Source organism: Bacteroides sp. D1, from assembly GCF_000157095.2.
Taxonomy (GTDB): domain Bacteria; phylum Bacteroidota; class Bacteroidia; order Bacteroidales; family Bacteroidaceae; genus Bacteroides; species Bacteroides xylanisolvens.
The window spans coordinates 99,408-117,076 of sequence record NZ_JH114338.1; the positions used below are offsets into that span (position 1 = coordinate 99,408).

At 40.1% G+C, this 17,669-nt stretch carries 18 protein-coding genes; 6 read left to right on the forward strand and 12 right to left on the reverse strand.

Features of this window, described 5'->3' with window-relative positions:
- From BSAG_RS14445 to BSAG_RS14415, 7 genes are all read right to left on the reverse strand, one after another.
- Positions 1-720: hypothetical protein (locus tag BSAG_RS14445; RefSeq protein ID WP_008997449.1), on the reverse strand; the 720-nt coding region annotated here is incomplete at its 3' end.
- Between the two features lie 84 nt (positions 721-804).
- Positions 805-1,275: a 5' nucleotidase, NT5C type gene (locus BSAG_RS14440; RefSeq protein WP_004316412.1), complete on the reverse strand. Its 471-nt coding sequence runs from the start codon at positions 1,273-1,275 to the stop codon at positions 805-807.
- 186 nt (positions 1,276-1,461) lie between these two features.
- On the reverse strand, positions 1,462-2,328 hold the full coding sequence (locus tag BSAG_RS14435; RefSeq protein ID WP_004316411.1) for an agmatine deiminase family protein: 867 nt from the start codon (positions 2,326-2,328) through the stop codon (positions 1,462-1,464).
- A gap of 309 nt (positions 2,329-2,637) precedes the next feature.
- On the reverse strand, positions 2,638-4,092 hold the full coding sequence (xylE, locus tag BSAG_RS14430; RefSeq protein WP_004316410.1) for a D-xylose transporter XylE: 1,455 nt from the start codon (positions 4,090-4,092) through the stop codon (positions 2,638-2,640).
- Between the two features lie 138 nt (positions 4,093-4,230).
- Positions 4,231-5,547, reverse strand: a complete 1,317-nt coding sequence (xylA, locus tag BSAG_RS14425) for a xylose isomerase (protein ID WP_004295876.1) — start codon at positions 5,545-5,547, stop codon at positions 4,231-4,233.
- A 41-nt stretch (positions 5,548-5,588) separates the two neighbouring features.
- Positions 5,589-7,112 (reverse strand): xylulokinase, encoded by a 1,524-nt coding sequence (locus BSAG_RS14420; RefSeq protein WP_008770658.1) that lies wholly within the window; start codon positions 7,110-7,112, stop codon positions 5,589-5,591.
- A 118-nt stretch (positions 7,113-7,230) separates the two neighbouring features.
- Positions 7,231-7,962 carry an NUDIX hydrolase gene (locus BSAG_RS14415; RefSeq protein ID WP_004295874.1) on the reverse strand — a complete coding sequence of 244 codons (732 nt, stop codon included), beginning with the start codon at positions 7,960-7,962 and terminating at the stop codon, positions 7,231-7,233.
- A gap of 341 nt (positions 7,963-8,303) precedes the next feature.
- Between BSAG_RS14415 and thiD the strand changes: the two genes are divergently transcribed.
- The 4 genes from thiD (at position 8,304) to sucD (ending at position 12,303) form a co-directional block, all read left to right on the forward strand.
- The gene (gene thiD, locus BSAG_RS14410) at positions 8,304-9,140 is read left to right on the forward strand and encodes a bifunctional hydroxymethylpyrimidine kinase/phosphomethylpyrimidine kinase (RefSeq protein WP_004316408.1); all 837 of its coding nucleotides are present in this window, start codon (positions 8,304-8,306) and stop codon (positions 9,138-9,140) included.
- 50 nt (positions 9,141-9,190) lie between these two features.
- On the forward strand, positions 9,191-10,078 hold the full coding sequence (fabD, locus tag BSAG_RS14405; protein WP_004316407.1) for an ACP S-malonyltransferase: 888 nt from the start codon (positions 9,191-9,193) through the stop codon (positions 10,076-10,078).
- A gap of 201 nt (positions 10,079-10,279) precedes the next feature.
- Positions 10,280-11,410, forward strand: coding sequence for an ADP-forming succinate--CoA ligase subunit beta (sucC, locus tag BSAG_RS14395; RefSeq protein WP_004316406.1), 1,131 nt, complete (start codon positions 10,280-10,282; stop codon positions 11,408-11,410).
- A gap of 32 nt (positions 11,411-11,442) precedes the next feature.
- Entirely contained in the window at positions 11,443-12,303 is an 861-nt protein-coding gene (gene sucD / locus BSAG_RS14390) for a succinate--CoA ligase subunit alpha (RefSeq protein ID WP_004316405.1), read from the forward strand.
- Positions 12,304-12,408: 105 nt separating this feature from the next.
- On the opposite strand, the gene BSAG_RS14385 is transcribed toward sucD, so the two are convergent.
- On the reverse strand, positions 12,409-13,152 hold the full coding sequence (locus BSAG_RS14385) for a DUF4396 domain-containing protein (RefSeq protein WP_008018206.1): 744 nt from the start codon (positions 13,150-13,152) through the stop codon (positions 12,409-12,411).
- A 136-nt stretch (positions 13,153-13,288) separates the two neighbouring features.
- On the opposite strand from BSAG_RS14385, the gene BSAG_RS25240 reads away from it, so the two are divergent.
- On the forward strand, positions 13,289-13,462 hold the full coding sequence (locus BSAG_RS25240; RefSeq protein WP_004316403.1) for a hypothetical protein: 174 nt from the start codon (positions 13,289-13,291) through the stop codon (positions 13,460-13,462).
- Positions 13,463-13,524: 62 nt separating this feature from the next.
- On the opposite strand, the gene BSAG_RS14380 is transcribed toward BSAG_RS25240, so the two are convergent.
- The 3 genes from BSAG_RS14380 to BSAG_RS14370 form a co-directional block, all read right to left on the reverse strand.
- Positions 13,525-13,770 carry an RNA recognition motif domain-containing protein gene (locus BSAG_RS14380; protein WP_008022467.1) on the reverse strand — a complete coding sequence of 82 codons (246 nt, stop codon included), beginning with the start codon at positions 13,768-13,770 and terminating at the stop codon, positions 13,525-13,527.
- A gap of 412 nt (positions 13,771-14,182) precedes the next feature.
- Entirely contained in the window at positions 14,183-15,685 is a 1,503-nt protein-coding gene (locus tag BSAG_RS14375; RefSeq protein ID WP_004316401.1) for a glutamine synthetase family protein, read from the reverse strand.
- Positions 15,686-15,752: 67 nt separating this feature from the next.
- Positions 15,753-16,559: a DUF4846 domain-containing protein gene (locus BSAG_RS14370; protein WP_004316400.1), complete on the reverse strand. Its 807-nt coding sequence runs from the start codon at positions 16,557-16,559 to the stop codon at positions 15,753-15,755.
- A gap of 124 nt (positions 16,560-16,683) precedes the next feature.
- Here BSAG_RS14370 and BSAG_RS14365 point away from each other — a divergent pair, with 124 nt between their 5' ends.
- A complete protein-coding gene (locus BSAG_RS14365; protein ID WP_008997450.1) occupies positions 16,684-17,463 on the forward strand; it encodes a DUF169 domain-containing protein in 780 nt (259 codons plus the stop codon).
- Here BSAG_RS14365 and BSAG_RS14360 read toward each other — a convergent pair.
- Positions 17,460-17,669 (reverse strand): transposase domain-containing protein (locus BSAG_RS14360; RefSeq protein ID WP_008997451.1); only part of this gene is annotated, 210 nt, incomplete at its 5' end. The two genes, BSAG_RS14365 and BSAG_RS14360, sit on opposite strands and share 4 nt — an antisense overlap.

The following is a 17,669-nucleotide window of genomic DNA, read 5'->3' on the forward strand; positions in this document are numbered from 1 at the left end:
CTTTATCAAAGACTTAGGACAATACCCGAGGATATCAATAGAAATCTTTTCGGCTTCCTCTTTTGATATATTTTCATTAATAATATAGTGCTTAAAAACATTTTCCTTTTCTTTATATGCATAAGATGAAAGCAGCGGCCCTGCTATTGTTCGCAATTGCGAGTCTCTAAAATCATCACTTTGATTTCTGCCTAAACCAACACGTGTAGAATGTAAAATAATTGATTTATTTTCTCTATCACGACAATCTTCAACAGCTTCTTTTAAAACAAATTCTTCCTCCAAAGTATTATAATCTAAATTCTTATCCTCAACAATGAATTTTAAAACATTATTTGGTCCGAATTTTATTGTGCCATCATCAAACTGCGCACTTCTTATCAAGATACCATAATATATATCAGTACTATCAGATAAGCAAAGATCAATACCTCCTCTGGTGCCACCTTTAATTTTTGAATTCTTCGTCATGCCTGTACGATGAACATAAAATTTTCCATAATTATTCTTTTGCAGTTCATTTCCATGCACAAACCCATCATTAAACTTTGGGTGCTTAAAATAAGCTTCTACTTCAATTGGGTAAATCCGCAACCCATTACTCAACTCAAACATATAATTTGTAACTATCAATTTATTAATTGTTTGAAGCTGTTTCTCTATTTCCTTAAAGTCACTACATTGTATTAAAATTGCAATTTCTTTTTTCAAAGTATCCATGATTATTATAATATTAAATTTCTTTGGGTAAAGATAATCTTTTTAGTAAAGAGTTGTCTGAATATATCAACTTTTTTTTATTTCTCACTTAGATGATATCAAATAGTCAACAACAGAGTCCCAATTCGGATACTGCTCCGAACCAAATAATATCAATTCACCACTAAAATTTTCCGCACCATTTTTGAGGCGATCATCTATCAAGAAGTCTCCTTTGTTTAAATTTTTATGATGGCTAAGAATTAATCGTTTATAGCTATATGTACCTAACCATTTTTTCACCCATACAAGTTTATCCGACCAAGCAGAAGGATTATTCCAAGGTGCCGTGGAAAGAATGTACACATCATAAAAACGTACTAAACGATGGAAAGCATCAATTGCTCCTTTATATGGATACATTTTCGCAAAAATGTTAGGAACTTCATCATATCGTCCCTCATATTCTTTCTTTTCGTATTCACTCAATTTGTTAATACCTGATTGGAAGTCAACTAATACATTATCCATATCAATATAAAGTATAGGTTTGAAAGTCGATAACGCTGATATCATACAATTTTTATTTTATAAATTTTGAATTTAATGAATTATCCCGTAGTGATGCTATTCTTATCCTGTTGACAACAATCTGACAAGGCTACCATTTATCCATCGATTCAGTTTTACACCAATCAAAAATAATATTGTAAATCCAATAATTAGTTCCATATTTCTTACTTATTTTATTTTTTCTACTTATTATTTAGTCACAGTCCAAGACAAACAATTCAATGCACCTCCCCATTTCTTTATAATCGGAGCTATATTAATCTGGTAAATTCGTCCATCATAGGAAGGATGCAATTCTTTTATCTGGCTTAAAGCCTCTCCATCTGTAGGTAATCCAAGTCCGGGAATTATGATTACATCACGTGTCTGAAGCATATTTATATATGCCCAACTATTTTCATCATACTTGCTAAGTTTTAAATCTATAACGGCAAAATCGTCACTCAATCTACGTCTCATTTCTCGTTCTATCTCTGGAGGATAAACTTTCAAGTTGACCAATATCTTACCATCACCAATATTATGAATAATTCCATCTGTATGACCACAGATATCATATTTGTCCCATGGTAGAAATACAATATCTGCTCCATAAAAGTTTTCCTTTAGTATTGCCAGTACTTCGCTCTGGTCAATCTGTGAATTTTCCTGAAATACCTTTTCTGTCATGATGACAATTGGTTTCCGACCTCTCATACATGATCCTATCCACTTTGAATTCGCTTCACACACGACTACATTTCCCCCATCAACAATAAGTGGAGACTGTGTAATATCCATATCTCTACTCATAGCTTTAAGTACAGGAATAATATTAGTTTTGTACTGTGGCTTATCCTTCAAATAATCAGGTTCATAGCGAAATTGAATATAAGACTTAAATCCCCACTGTATTGGCATATAATCTCGACACCAATAATCTTTAGTGTGTAGTAATGTACCATGCTCTATATGGTGGTAAACAAGAATGTCTGATATTTCTTTATAAACATTGGGATAATGCCAAGCAAAAAGACTTGAGAAATAAATGGCATCTTTATACTGTTCTGTAACCATAATCTTACCTAACGAAAAACCAATAATAATATGTTATAACTAGAAAAATGCCATTTGGCAATATCCATAGCTTAAAACGATCTCACAAATATCACAATGCAAAGATAAGTGCATAGCCAAACAATCTATTTACTCAAAAATGCAAAACGATTCGTATACCTTCATTTAAATGATTTTACATGTGATTATCTATCAATAGTATATAAAACAATTATGACACCATACCATTTGGTACGATGTCATAATCTTAGTAGAACCATGCCAAGAAACCGAAGTCATAATGACATGATGAAATTACACTAACCTAATTTATTTATTTTTCTTCCAAAGCTTGCTCATATCTTCCAGTGTCTTACCTTTCGTTTCAGGCACCCAACGCCAAACGAAGATAGCAGCAGCCACACAGATTATGCCATATAAACTATATGCAAACATCGGGCTGAAGTCGTACAGTGCCGGGAAAGTAGAAGATACAATGTAATTGAATATCCATTGGAATGCTACGGCGATTGCCACCGCTTTACCACGGATGGTGTTCGGGAATATTTCCGAGATCAACACCCAGCAAATCGGTCCCCAAGACATCATAAAGAATGCTGCATACACAATCACTGAAAGTACCGGGAGAACACCCTTTATTGCCATGCTATCACACATTGCTACCGCAAATGCACCTACAGCCATACCAATAGAACCGATTATCAATAGTGGTTTACGTCCGAAGCGGTCTACAGTGAAGATTGCAACCAATGTAAAGACAATGTTTACAATACCCATAATAACTGTCTGCATCATGCCACCTCCTTCTGCACCTGCATTTTCGAAAATACGAGGAGCATAATAAAGTACCGCATTAATACCGATAGCCTGTTGGAATACAGAAAGCAAAATACCGATCACAATTACTGCCACTCCATAAGTAAAGATTTTCTCTGTCTTTTCATGAGCAGTAGCTTTAATATCATTAAGAATTTCCTGTGCTTTTGTCTTACCATTGATCTTTTCAAGAATCGAATAAGCCTTTTCATCCTGCTGTATCAATACAAGATAACGAGGAGTCTTGGGAACAAAGAACAACAACAGACCGAAGAAAGCGGCAGGGAAAGCTTCCGAACCGAACATGTAACGCCATCCTTCATAAACAGTCCACATATCAGATTCAGCACTAACAGACAGTACACCGGCTGCATCTTTCAAAATAATAGGATTTTGATGGTCGCCCATAATCAGGAAATTCACGAAGTATACTACCAACATACCGAAGATGATAGCAAACTGGTTACACGATACAAGCGTTCCACGAATATTAGAAGGAGCAATTTCAGCAATATACATCGGACAGACTGCAGAAGCCAGTCCAACACCGATACCGCCCAAAACACGATACAAATTAAAAGCAATCAGCAAATCCATGTTCGGCTTTCCATATTCGAAAAACAAGACTTCCGGATAATAGGAACCTAATGCTGAAAGGAAAAAGAGTACGGCAGCAAGCCTTAGAGAATTACGACGTCCCAAACGGGAAGCAAATATACCGGAGATCGCACCACCCAGTACACAGCCAATTAATGCACTGGAAGATGTGATTCCATGCATTACTTTATTGTATTGAAAATCAGAGGCCGAAAGGAAAAAAGCCTCCAAGCCTTTCTCTGCACCGGAAATAACCGCTGTATCGTATCCGAAAAGCAGTCCTCCCAAAATGGCGACAGAGGTTATCGAATATAGGTAGAGTTTACTACCCTCGTTCGTTGTATTAATCATGGTTATAAGTAGATAAAGTAGTGTTGTAGTAGTTGGATTTATATCACCACAGATTTCACAGATTGACACAGATAAAATTCAAAATAAGAGAGAAGAAAATCAATCTGTGACAATCCGTGTAATCTGTGGTGGGGTTAATTAGCAATACATATTCAGAATTGCTTCATAAAGTTCTTGTTTACCACTAGTCTGCTTCGGTTCACCGTTTGCTTTAGCATAAGCAACTACATCTTCCAAAGTCAACTTGCCATCTTCAAACTCCTTACCTTTACCGCCATCAAATGAAGCGTAACGGTCAGCCAACATTTTCTTATAGGGAGATTCGTTCAGCAGAGCAGCTGCGCTTTCCAATGCACGAGCCATAGCGTCCATACCTGCGATGTGAGCGATGAAGATATCTTCCAGGTCAGTAGAGTTACGACGAGTCTTAGCGTCGAAGTTTGTTCCACCGTTACCCAAACCGCCGTTGCGGATAATTTGCATCATAGCTTGTGTCAGTTCGTAGTTGTCAATCGGGAATTGGTCTGTATCCCAACCATTCTGATAATCACCACGGTTAGCATCGATAGAACCCAACATGCCGTTGTCTACTGCTACTGCCAATTCGTGTTCGAAAGTGTGACCAGCCAAAGTTGCGTGGTTTACTTCAATGTTCACTTTGAAATCTTTATCCAAGCCATGAGCTTTCAGGAATCCGATTACTGTTTCTGTATCTACATCATACTGATGTTTTGTCGGTTCCATCGGTTTCGGTTCAATCAGGAAAGTACCTTTGAAACCACGGGCACGAGCATAATCACGAGCGATGGTCAGCATTTTTGCCAAGTGTTCTTTTTCACGTTTCTGATCTGTATTCAGAAGAGACATATAGCCTTCACGGCCACCCCAGAATACATAGTTCTGACCACCCAGTTCGATAGTTGCGTCGATTGCATTCTTGATCTGAACAGCAGCACGAGCTACTACATCAAAATCAGGGTTAGTAGCAGCACCGTTCATATAACGTGCATGGCCAAATACGTTGGCAGTACCCCACAACAGTTTGATGCCTGTTTCAGCTTGTTTCTGTTTTGCGTATGCTACGATTGCTTTCAAGTTAGCTTCGTATTCTTCGATGCTTGCACCTTCAGAAACCAAGTCTACATCGTGGAAACAGTAGTATTCGATACCCATTTTCTGCATGAATTCGAAACCTGCATCCATTTTATCTTTTGCAGCTTGTATAGCGTCAGCATTACTATTCCAAGGGAATTGTTTTGTTCCGCCACCGAATTGGTCGCCACCTTCAGCACACAAAGTATGCCACCATGCCATAGCGAATCTCAACCAATCTTTCATCTTCTTACCGTTGATAACCTTTTCAGCATCGTAGTAACGGAATGCCATCGGATTCTTACTATCTTTACCTTCGAACTTAATCTTTTCAATTCCCGGGAAAAATTCTTTTGTTGCCATAATTCTTTTATTTTTAAAATGGTTATTATTTAAATTGTTAATTATTTATCTGAAGACAGAACCGGAGCCGGTATGTTACCGGTCATCGACTTTTCAAGACGGTATTTCCATTTTGCGCACGCGTCAGCATATTCCTGTCGTTTTGCCACATTAGGCTCAATCACATCCAGTTTGTCAAGCGTAGCAAATGCCTCATTGTTATCCTTGTAGATACCTGCACCGATGCCCGCACCTTTCGCAGCGCCTACGGAACCATCCGTATCGTAAAGCTCGATAGTAGCTCCTGTGACTCCCGCCAAAGTATCGCGGAAGATAGAACTCAAGAACATATTAGCGTGTCCGGCATGGATCATCTTCACAGGAATTCCCATTTGCTCCATGATATCAATGCCATATTTAAAAGAGAATACAATACCTTCTTGAGCGGCACGAATAATATGATGTTTGCCATGCGTATTAAAATCCAGTCCACGGATACTGCAACCGATTTCTTTATTGTTCAGCATACGTTCGGCACCGTTACCAAAGGGCAGAATACTGATTCCCGCACTGCCGATAGGAGCTTTGGAAGCCAATACATTCATTTCATTATAAGATATTCCTTCGGGAGCAATGTTGCGTTTCACCCATGAGTTGAGAATACCTGTTCCGTTGATGCAAAGCAATACTCCCAAACGTGTCTGATCTATGGTATGATTGACATGCGCAAAGGTATTGACGCGTGACTGCGGATCATAGTTCACTTCACCGTTCACGCCATAAACCACTCCCGATGTTCCTGCCGTAGAAGCAATCTCTCCCGGATTAAACACATTCAAAGAAAGGGCATTGTTAGGCTGGTCGCCTGCACGATAAGTAATCGGTGTCCCTTCTTTCAGTCCAAGCTCTTTGGCAGCTATTGCATTTACACGTCCCTGCTCTGCAAAGGTCGGTTTAATATCTGCAATCAAAGAAGAATCAAATCCGTAATAATCCATTAAGAAATCAGCCACCCGGTTGTTCTTGAAATCCCAGAACATACCTTCCGAAAGTCCGGAAACAGTTGTGCAGATTTCTCCACTCAACTTCATGGCAATATAATCGCCCGGCAGCATTATCTTATCAATCTGCTCATAGATGGCAGGTTCGTTTTCTTTAATCCACGCCAACTTGGAAGCGGTAAAATTTCCCGGTGAGTTCAACAAATGAGAAAGACATCTCTCCTCCCCGATTGTCTCAAACGCTTTCTGACCGTATGGCACCGCACGGGAGTCACACCAGATGATAGCAGGACGCAATACATGCTGATTCTTATCAACACAAACCAATCCGTGCATCTGATAAGAGATGCCGATGGCTTTAATTTCAGCGGCACTAACTCCGGATTCGGTCATAATAGCCTGCGTGGACAACTTTAAGTTTTCCCACCAACTTTCAGGATCTTGTTCCGCCCATCCGGGATTCACTGCAATAATATTCGCTTCTGTTTTCGGAAAAAATGCCGAGGATACACATTTACCAGTCTCCGCATTTACCAAACTCGCTTTTACAGACGAGCTACCTATGTCATAACCTAATAGAAACATAATTTTATTTACGATTAAACGATTTACTATTTACGATTTACGCTCAATGTCCGACAATTAATGCTTTAACATCCAACGCCTAATACTTAATACTTGATACTTAATACTTGAACAGGGTCTACCTTCTTACCTTATTATATATCTTCTTATCAAATTTATAATAACGGGCAGCACGGTGAGCCACTCCTTGTTGTTTTTCTTCCAAAGGAACTACATATTCCATCATTGCTATTTTCTTATGGAAGTTACGCACATCCACGGCTTTGTCGTATACTAATTCAAAAAGAGTCCTTAATTGTGCGGCTGTAAATTTACGCGGAAGCAGTTCGAACAACATGGAAGGATTAAATTCTACGAACTGACGAATATAAGTCATTGCCTCCTTTATAATCAGATTATGGTCGAAAGCCAGTGTTTTCACGTCTTTCAAAGCGACCCAGCAAGCCTGGTGATCGTCCAGATTCTTATCCAATGTACGGTCTATCTTCACCATCGACAAATATGCAATGGTAACAATACGCTCCACTTTTGACTGCATAGCTCTTTCCAACCAACGTACATCTTTCGGATTACTCGTTCTGTTTTTAGAACCAAATGCTTTAAACTGCATCAGATTCACATTTTTAAGTCCTGTCAGTTCATACAAAACTCGTTGTGCAGCTTCATCCAGGGCTTCATCCATATAGATAAGACTTCCGGGAAGTTTCATATCATGATATACTTCTCCATTATCCTCACCTGCACGTTTTACAAGCAACACTTTCAGTTGTTCTCCGTCAAAACCAATCACTACACAGTCCACTGATATATGATTGTTTGCTAAAGGTGTATTTTTCTGTAAATTTTGCATATCTATTTCTTTAAGACGATGCAAATATAGAGGCTAAAAACCATCAAAACAAAAATAAGAACTATGCTATAAAACATTGTTTTTCATATAAATACATATCATACATTCTACAATATGAATAGTTAGTGTTATCTTACGAATTACAATATGTATTTTAGTATTTCCACGGGTGAGTAATTGTATAAAGTACAAAAACTAGATGGACGCTTTATTATCAGTACTTTTCATATCTTTTCCAACAGATGCCCGGAAAGGTACTTATTGTATTTTAAACGATATGTCATTTTGTACCTTATCGTTTTTTATTCTATCTTTGTCGGGTAAATATTAAAAAATCTAAAATGGAACGTCATCCAGTCATTTTATCCATTGCCGGCTCCGATTGTTCGGGAGGCGCAGGTATTCAGGCAGACATAAAAACAATCTCGGCTTTAGGAGGCTATGCAGCATCGGCTATTACTGCCATCACCGTACAAAACACACTGGGGGTACGTGCCGTACAGTCCATTTCTCCGGATATGGTTCGTGGGCAAATAGAAGCCGTGATGGACGACCTGCAACCGGTTGCCATCAAAATAGGAATGATAAATGACATTCAGATCGTTCGTGTAATTTCCGACTGTCTACAAAAATATTCGCCTGCATACGTCGTTTACGATCCGGTAATGGTGTCTACCAGCGGAAAGAAACTTATGACAGATGAAGCGATAGAAGAAATCAAAAAAGAACTTTTACCGCTTGTCACATTAATCACCCCTAATATTGACGAAGCAAAAGTACTTACAGGTAAAAGTATTCACAACATTCAGGATATGCAGACCGCTGCCAAAATGCTGACGGATGATTATCAGACTAATATCTTACTAAAAGGCGGACATCTGGAAGGAGACAATATGTGCGACCTTTTGCATACGTCCGAATTTATCTACCATATATATGAGGAGAAAAAAATAGAAAGCCATAATCTGCATGGAACGGGATGCACCCTCTCTTCCGCTATTGCCACCTATCTTGCCAAAGGCTACCCCATGCGAGAATCCATCCAGCATGCGAAAACATATATCACTCAAGCCATTATCGCAGGAAAAGAATTGAATATCGGCCATGGTAACGGCCCTTTATGGCATTTTCCGGACACCGTTGCACAAATGTGTACTTTTTGTGCGGTTGTATCATAAAAATACGTAACTTTGCACCCGCAATTAAAAATCAATTAAATAATAAAAATATGAAAGCATTTGTATTTCCCGGTCAAGGCGCTCAATTTGTAGGAATGGGTAAAGACCTGTATGAAAACTCAGCTTTAGCAAAAGAATTGTTTGAAAAAGCAAATGATATCCTCGGATATCGCATTACAGATATCATGTTCGACGGCACAGACGAAGATCTTCGTCAGACAAAGGTTACTCAACCTGCCGTTTTCCTTCACTCTGTTATTTCTGCTCTTTGCATGGGCGACGACTTCAAACCGGAAATGACTGCCGGCCACTCACTTGGTGAGTTCTCTGCATTGGTTGCTGCCGGTGCATTGAGTTTTGAAGATGGATTGAAACTTGTGTATGCACGTGCAATGGCTATGCAGAAAGCTTGCGAAGCTACTCCTTCCACCATGGCTGCTATTATCGCATTGCCGGATGAAAAAGTAGAAGAAATCTGTGCAGCAGTAAATGCAGAAGGTGAAGTTTGCGTACCGGCCAACTACAACTGCCCGGGACAAATCGTTATCTCCGGCTCTGTACCGGGTATCGAAAAGGCGTGCGAACTGATGAAAGCTGCCGGAGCCAAACGTGCTCTTCCGCTGAAAGTGGGTGGTGCTTTCCATTCTCCATTAATGGATCCTGCTAAAATAGAACTGGAAGCTGCTATTAAAGCTACCGAAATACATACTCCTAAATGTCCGGTATATCAGAATGTGGATGCGCTTCCTCACACTGACCCTGCAGAAATCAAAAAGAATCTGGTTGCCCAATTGACTGCTTCCGTACGTTGGACACAATCAGTAAAGAATATGGTTGCTGACGGTGCTACTGATTTTACAGAATGTGGCCCGGGTGCCGTACTTCAAGGATTGATTAAAAAGATTGACGGTACTGTCAATGCTCACGGTATTGCATAAATATCCGTAAGACAGACTTCATCTTTAAATGATATAGAGCGTGTTGGTAATAGTTCCAACACGCTTTTTTTTATATGAAAACCATAAATGGAATACAAACGAACATGTTGTAAAACACCCTGATACTTTTCTTTTCCGGCAAACTTTCCGAATCTTTCTTTTGTTTTTATTATAGGAATCATTTACTCAAATTTATGAGCCATGAAAATACATGAATATCAAGCGAAAGAGATTTTCTCCAAGTACGGAATACCTGTCGAGAGGCACACTTTATGCCGTACTGCCGCAGGCGTCCTGGCTGCATACCGGAGGATGGGAACAGACAGAGTGGTTATAAAAGCACAAGTATTAACCGGAGGCCGAGGAAAAGCCGGAGGAGTAAAACTGGTAAACAATACGGAAGATGCTTATCAGGAAGCCATGAACATTCTCGGAATGAGCATTAAAGGTCTTCCTGTCAATCAAGTTCTGGTCAGCGAAGCGGTTGATATTGCTGCAGAATATTACGTCAGTTATACCATCGACCGGAATACACGTTCTGTCGTTCTGATGATGAGTGCATCCGGTGGTATGGATATTGAAGAGGTAGCCCGTCAGACACCGGAGAAAATCATCCGATATTCAATCAATCCATTCATTGGCCTCCCCGACTATCTGGCAAGGCGTTTTGCTTTCACTCTCTTCCCCCAAATGGAACAGGCAGGTAAAATGGCTGCCATCCTTCAGGAACTTTATAAAATCTTTGTGGAGAATGACGCGTCGTTAGTGGAAGTAAATCCGCTGGCACTTACAAAGAAAGGTACGTTAATGGCCATTGACGCAAAGATCGTTTTTGATGACAATGCGCTCTATCGGCATCCGGAGATTCATGCTTTGTTTGATCCGACGGAAGAAGAAAAAGTGGAAGCAGATGCCAAAGATAAAGGATTCAGTTATGTTCACATGGACGGCAATATCGGTTGTATGGTAAATGGCGCCGGACTTGCCATGGCTACTATGGACATGACTAAACTTTACGGCGGTCAGCCTGCTAATTTTCTCGACATCGGGGGCAGCTCCAATCCTGTCAAGGTTATTGAAGCTATGAAACTCTTATTGCAGGATGAGAAAGTAAAAGTGGTCCTGATTAATATTTTCGGTGGGATCACTCGTTGCGATGATGTAGCAATGGGACTTCTTCAGGCATTCGAGCAGATAAACAGCAATGTCCCCGTCATCGTCCGGCTTACAGGCACCAATGAACATATCGGACGGGAACTGTTACGGAATTACAGCCGTTTCCAAATAGCCACAACGATGAAAGAGGCTGCTCTTATGGCTCTGAAAGCATAATACGTACCAAATCACTAAAAAATAAAGCAATTATGAGCATACTAATAGATAAATCCACCCGTTTGATTGTGCAGGGAATCACTGGCAGAGACGGGCTTTTCCATGCCAAAAAGATGAAAGAATATGGAACCAAAGTGGTCGGGGGTACTTCTCCGGGCAAAGGAGGAACAGATGTGGACGGAATCCCCGTATTCAACACCATGTATGACGCTGTCGAGCAGACAAAGGCTAATACCTCCATCATTTTCGTTCCAGCACGTTTTGCGGCAGATGCTATCATGGAGGCAGCGGACGCAGGCATCCGTGTCATAGTCTGCATTGCAGAAGGAATCCCCACACTGGACGTGATTAAGGCACATCAGTTTGCCGAACAAAAAGGTGCCATGTTGATCGGACCTAACTGTCCGGGACTTATCTCTCCGGGAAAAAGCATGGTTGGCATCTTACCGGGACAAGTCTTTTTAGAAGGAAATGTAGGTGTCATCAGCCGTAGCGGAACACTTACTTACGAGATTGTGTATCACTTAACAGCTAATGGAATGGGACAATCTACCGCTATCGGCATCGGGGGCGATCCTGTTGTAGGGCTTCACTTCCGCCAACTGCTGGAAATGTTTCAGAATGATCCGGAAACAGAAGCAATCGTCCTGATTGGAGAGATTGGAGGAAATGCGGAAGAACAAGCGGCCGAATATATTCGTAATAATGTAACTAAACCTGTGGTAGCATTTATTGCCGGGCAATCAGCTCCTCCGGGAAAACAAATGGGGCATGCAGGCGCTATTATTTCAGGAAGTTCCGGTTCGGCAAAAGAGAAAATTGAATCTTTGGAAGCAGCTGGTATCCGGGTGGCACAAGAGCCTTCGGATATACCCAAACTATTGAAAAAGTAACCTCCAAAAGAGAAATAAAAAAACAGAAGTAGTAATATTACAGATGCAGATTCACTCAAAATAAGTAATTTCATACTTATCATTTTAAGTGAATCTGCATTTATTTTACATACCTTTCTTTATACCTAATTTTATAAGAAGAGCATTCATCGGATAAGCGCAGAAGAAACCGAAAAGCATAGCCAACTGCATCATAAACCAGAATATCCATGTATCTTTGGGCAATGGCTCATTGATGAACAGCACAAAATAAACAATTGCCATCCAACCGTACATTCCTACCTGCCAGGATAAAAGAGAAAAGAAATCTGCTTTGAAAGCGCGAGTTAATGCATTCCCTACGGAGATTTTTTCCATTTCCCGAATCGCATAAAACTGAAAATAAACGCCAATAATCAAAGCTAATACAAAATCGAGTACCCAATTCCCAACAAGTTGACTGCCTGCAACAGTTACAGGAACATAATTCGTAAACCACTCTCCTATGATATCTGCCAATGTGCAGCCTGCGCCACAATGAAGAGCCGACAAAGCTACCGATTGCCAATAAGGACGCCTCATCTCTCCCATTGACATATCCATATCCATCCCCTTCATATCAGGCATATTCATATCTTTCATGCCGGACATATCCATCCCTTTCATCCCGTCATCCTCCATCTTCATCGGACTGCTCCGTCCGAACTTATTATACGCCCATAAAGCTAAATAACTTCCCCACAATGCAGATAATATCCAAACTGCATTCATTATTTTCATTGATTGCGGACGATGTGTCAGGTCTATGGCAATATGTACTGCTATTCCGATACCTGAACAGACTAAGAATACGGCTATTAAATTGAGCATGATTGTATGTTTTAAAAGATTCAGACTACAAAACATACTTTATTTGCGAATAGTTCAGCCCACTACTTTTTAATTTTGCCTGTCGAACTATTCCACACACGAGTTGTTATCATTTCATAATCAAAACAATAAAAATATGAGCAGACGTAGACAATTAGAGCATGAAGTATCTGTTGCTCAAGAAAGAATAAAGAAAGCTGCAAAAGATACACCGAAGAATATCCTGAAATTATGGGAACAAGAGCTGGTAGACCTGGAATTGGAACTCAATAATATGGTGGATGATGAAGAAGATAATAATGAGGATTAACAGAAGAAGGGCGCGCTAGTTTCCTAGTACGCCCTTCTCTATTACTGTCTATTTATTCAGTATTAGTTCTTTGGCAATGCTTCTTTCACTACCATTGAACGACCTACATATTCTGCACCGTTCAATTGTTTGATAGCGTTGTTAGCTTCTGCATCATCCGGCATTTCGATAAACGCAAAACCTTTTGATCTTCTAGTTTCACGATCTGTGATTAACTTTACTGAAGCAACTGTTCCATACTCTTCCATTACATTTCTCAAATCCGATTCCTTAACATTATAGCTAAGATTTCCAATGTACAAATTCATAAAATACAAATATAAAAAATTAATAATTCAATAAGAAAGTTTTAGGAAGATCTTAATTAGAGATGGATATGCTCAAATAAATGAGAAGATTCACGTAAAAAAATCAAATCGTAATAAACCTCTTTATTGTTGTTGGTACAAAGGAAAGCATTATTTGGAGATATTGCACTATATTCCCTCCTTTTTCTTTTCTCAAAACATCTTTTTTATGAAAATAGGCCAATACTTAACGTTCGTATTCTTTTATATAGGGCTATTTCATACCAATCATCTGATTAGCCTTCTATAGTTTCTTTGTTATAAGCTCTTTGAAAAACAAATACTTATAGTTAAATTCTGCATCAGAAAATTAAAGGCTACCTTCTTTGAAACAGAAGATAGCCTTTATTATATACCAATTTACGTTTGCAGATTATCCACAATGGAAATACTTATGTACGAGATCTAACATCTCCATCGGCTTTCCTTCCAAATCCGCACGCAACGTTTTATCTTCGTAACTGCGAAGTTTGCGGATGATACCATCAATCATTGCCGGACTAAAGACATTATATTGTTCAAATATTGCCCGTTGTTGTTGCAGGCAATCGGCAGAAGCCTCACAGCTATCCGGCAGTTGTGCCAGTGAATTCAGTTTATCTTCATTCTCTTTCTGATGGATATTCACATTCACATACGTCTTTTCAGCGATATCCAGCGCATTTTCAATCTCAAAGCCATGACGGCAGGCAACAGCCAAACCGGCCAACAGTTGATACAAATCTGCCGAACCATCCGGAGAACGCATTTCTACAGTCTGCTTCTGGCTGGTGTCAAAATGGCTTTCGGCTTCCAACGGATTAGCTAATGTACACATATCTGTTTTTGCAGCCCATCCCAATGGCACACGTACTAATACGGAACGGTTACGATCTCCCCAGCAAACATTGGTAGGTGCCTCCTGATGAGGAACAAGACGGAAATAAGAAGTAGGATTGGTATTTCCAAAGGCAGTGATTGAAGGAGCAAGCACCATCATTCCGGCAATTGCTTTACGCGCTGTTTCCGACAAAACGCCGTCTTTCAACATTTGGTTCTTTCCGTCTTTCATGATACGCATGTGTACGTGCAAGCCCGACCCTGCCTTACCGGCTGTAATTTTAGGAGCAAAGGTCACATTATATCCATATCTGTATCCCAGATTACGAATCACCCATTTGGCAATCATCAACTGATCTGCCGCCTGCGATACGGGAACCGGCAGAAACTCAATCTCATTCTGCTCATAAATATAGCCATCCAACGTAAAATTACCCACTTCGAAGTGTCCATACTTTATTTGCCCGCCTGTCTGTGCGATATAAGACATACATTGAGTACGGAACTCATTAAATTTAGCGTATGGACCCGATTCGTGATAACCACGTTGGTCGGTTGCTTGAAACATACCTGTATCCGGGGCTATTACATAATATTCCAATTCGCCCATTGCCTGAAATTCCATTCCGGTAACTTCTGTAAAAGTTTTGCTTGCTTTGTAAAGGGTGTGTTCTGGTGCACTTTCGAGGGGTTCGCCATCTTTGTTGAAGAAAGAGCAAAGCATAGACAGCGTCGGAATCTCGGCAAACGGATCAACGAATGCAGTGCAGAAACGGGGAATCACATAAAGGTCACTACTGCCCGCTTCTATGAAAGAAAAAAGACTGGAACCGTCTACCCGTTCTCCACAAGTAAGAATAGCTTCCAGATAGGCTTGATTGTTGATAACAAAGTTCAGGGTTTTCAGACGACCGTCTCCCGCCGGATACATGAAATTGACCATGCGGATATCTTTTTGCTGGATAAATGAGATAATGTCGGCTTTGGTAAACTCTGAAGTTGGCTTTTGAAGGAATGCTACCAACTGGTTAGCATTCATTGACAAATCTTGATTCATAATCGGTTGTTTTTCGTTGTTGTATGATTAAAACGGTTTGTTAAATGCCAAAGATAACGAAAAGATTCTACTCCTTAAAGCGTTTTAAATCTTTCCGGCTAAAAATCCATTCTGGAGTATATAGTTTCCCCGCATCCGTTTCCGCCAATTCATACCAGGGGGAAAGACTGCGACTGACAGGATTTACAAGAATATGAATCTGTTGTGCAGGCATATAGCTCTGCGCCAACAGGAATACTTTCTTTTTGGTAGTCGGATGAACAGCAACATCTACAACAATGACCGCATGTCCGGGTGAGCCTCCTTTAATAAATACATCACCGGGTTGCAAAGAAGTATAAGACACAGCCTGAAGCTCGCGGGATAAAGAAGCCGTTCCGGCATACATAAAGACCATATCGAGATAGTTACGGAAAGTTTTATAGGAATAATCCACTCCTTTGCCCGCAGCATACCATTGCACTTGATTGCCGCTGACTTTTATCCGATTTCCTTCCGCCCATTTCTTATACCCGGCAGGGAAACCATTGGTGAAGTTGAATTTTATTTCTCCATATCGTTTATGTTTCCACAGATATTCCGCCCGCAAACGCATTACCGCATCGGCACACTGTTGCAAATCACGGTTACCTATCTCCATATCGATTACAGCGTAAGCTGCAGACTGATTCGATTTTTCTTTTCCATTATAAAGCATCACTTTACTACCTTTCGGCATCAAAGGCAAATTACGTAAGTAACCTGTAAACGAACGATCGGCACAAGCCTCCCTGACATATCCCGTCGGAGGAGCGATTCTTGTAGCAACCGTTTCTTGTCCCCACAATTGCAGGGATGTACAAAGTAACCCTATATATATTAGTAAATACTTCATAACGCTTCTCTTTATATTCTGTTCCGGACAAATATAAGTAATTATTGTTTAAAAAGAGGATGAATGTCTATTTTTATTTTAACTTTGTACAAAGACCTACATACATAACTAAAATTGATAAGCTATGGACATCCAAACATTTATTCAGAACTTCAAGGAGGCATTCGGAGAGAATGCCGAATTACCTCTTGTATTTTGGTATTCGGATATACTGGAAGGAACAACAGAGAAAATTAACGGTTGCTTCTTTAAGGGTATGAAGACTGTCAGAGAAGGTGGCACTATCAGCTTGAATGCAGAAAATATCGGTTGCGGTGGCGGCAAATTCTACACAGGTTTTACAGAAATGCCTGAACGCGTACCGACTTTTGTCTCACTAAAAGAACGATATAAACAGACTCCGGAAATGGTCATTGAATTTATCCGGCAACTCGGAGTGCCGATGGCAGAAAAGAAATACCTTCATTTTGCCCGTATAGACAAAGTGGCAAGTCTGGAACAAATGGAAGGCGTCATGTTTATCGCCAATCCTGATATGCTTTCCGGACTGACTACATGGGCTTACTATGATAACAATGCCGAAGATGGTGTCGTTTCCTTATTCGGTTCCGGTTGCAGTTCCATAGTGACACAAGCCACTCTTGAAAACCGCAAAGGAGGCAAGCGGACCTTTATCGGTTTCTTCGACCCGTCGGTGCGTCCGTACTTTGAAGCGGATAAGTTGAGTTATACGATACCTATGTCCAGATTCAGAGAAATGTGTGGGACTATGCGCCAAAGTTGCCTGTTTGATACGCATGCATGGAGAAAGATCCGGGAAAGAATGGTAAGCACTCATTGTATGGCTGTCCCTTTTTCTATACTCTGTAGTGGAGTATATAGCATCTCTTTATCCAATAATTAGTATTCTTTATTATTGTTGATAGGTAATAGTGACATGTAATTTGTTTCTCCTGCCGTTAATTTAGTTAAAATTTCCGCTATATATTTCACCGGCCTTAATCCATTCATCTTACATGTTTCAATAATTGAGTATAACATAGAAGCATTCTTTGCCCCTAGTTCCGATCCGCAAAACAGATAATTCTTTCTTCCCATACAAATGGGCTT

Bases quoted from the DNA above. Each gene is read 5' to 3' on its own strand.
- BSAG_RS25240 (WP_004316403.1), top strand. From the start codon at position 13,289: ATGAGCAGACGTAGACAATTAGAGCATGAAGTATCTGTTGCTCAAGAA.
- BSAG_RS14420 (WP_008770658.1), bottom strand. From the start codon at position 7,112: ATGTTTCTATTAGGTTATGACATAGGTAGCTCGTCTGTAAAAGCGAGT.
- BSAG_RS14375 (WP_004316401.1), bottom strand. From the start codon at position 15,685: ATGAATCAAGATTTGTCAATGAATGCTAACCAGTTGGTAGCATTCCTT.
- BSAG_RS14380 (WP_008022467.1), bottom strand. From the start codon at position 13,770: ATGAATTTGTACATTGGAAATCTTAGCTATAATGTTAAGGAATCGGAT.
- BSAG_RS14370 (WP_004316400.1), bottom strand. From the start codon at position 16,559: ATGAAGTATTTACTAATATATATAGGGTTACTTTGTACATCCCTGCAA.
- thiD (WP_004316408.1), top strand. From the start codon at position 8,304: ATGGAACGTCATCCAGTCATTTTATCCATTGCCGGCTCCGATTGTTCG.
- BSAG_RS14415 (WP_004295874.1), bottom strand. From the start codon at position 7,962: ATGCAAAATTTACAGAAAAATACACCTTTAGCAAACAATCATATATCA.
- BSAG_RS14365 (WP_008997450.1), top strand. From the start codon at position 16,684: ATGGACATCCAAACATTTATTCAGAACTTCAAGGAGGCATTCGGAGAG.
- sucC (WP_004316406.1), top strand. From the start codon at position 10,280: ATGAAAATACATGAATATCAAGCGAAAGAGATTTTCTCCAAGTACGGA.
- BSAG_RS14435 (WP_004316411.1), bottom strand. From the start codon at position 2,328: ATGGTTACAGAACAGTATAAAGATGCCATTTATTTCTCAAGTCTTTTT.
- BSAG_RS14440 (WP_004316412.1), bottom strand. From the start codon at position 1,275: ATGATATCAGCGTTATCGACTTTCAAACCTATACTTTATATTGATATG.
- BSAG_RS14385 (WP_008018206.1), bottom strand. From the start codon at position 13,152: ATGCTCAATTTAATAGCCGTATTCTTAGTCTGTTCAGGTATCGGAATA.
- xylE (WP_004316410.1), bottom strand. From the start codon at position 4,092: ATGATTAATACAACGAACGAGGGTAGTAAACTCTACCTATATTCGATA.
- xylA (WP_004295876.1), bottom strand. From the start codon at position 5,547: ATGGCAACAAAAGAATTTTTCCCGGGAATTGAAAAGATTAAGTTCGAA.
- sucD (WP_004316405.1), top strand. From the start codon at position 11,443: ATGAGCATACTAATAGATAAATCCACCCGTTTGATTGTGCAGGGAATC.
- fabD (WP_004316407.1), top strand. From the start codon at position 9,191: ATGAAAGCATTTGTATTTCCCGGTCAAGGCGCTCAATTTGTAGGAATG.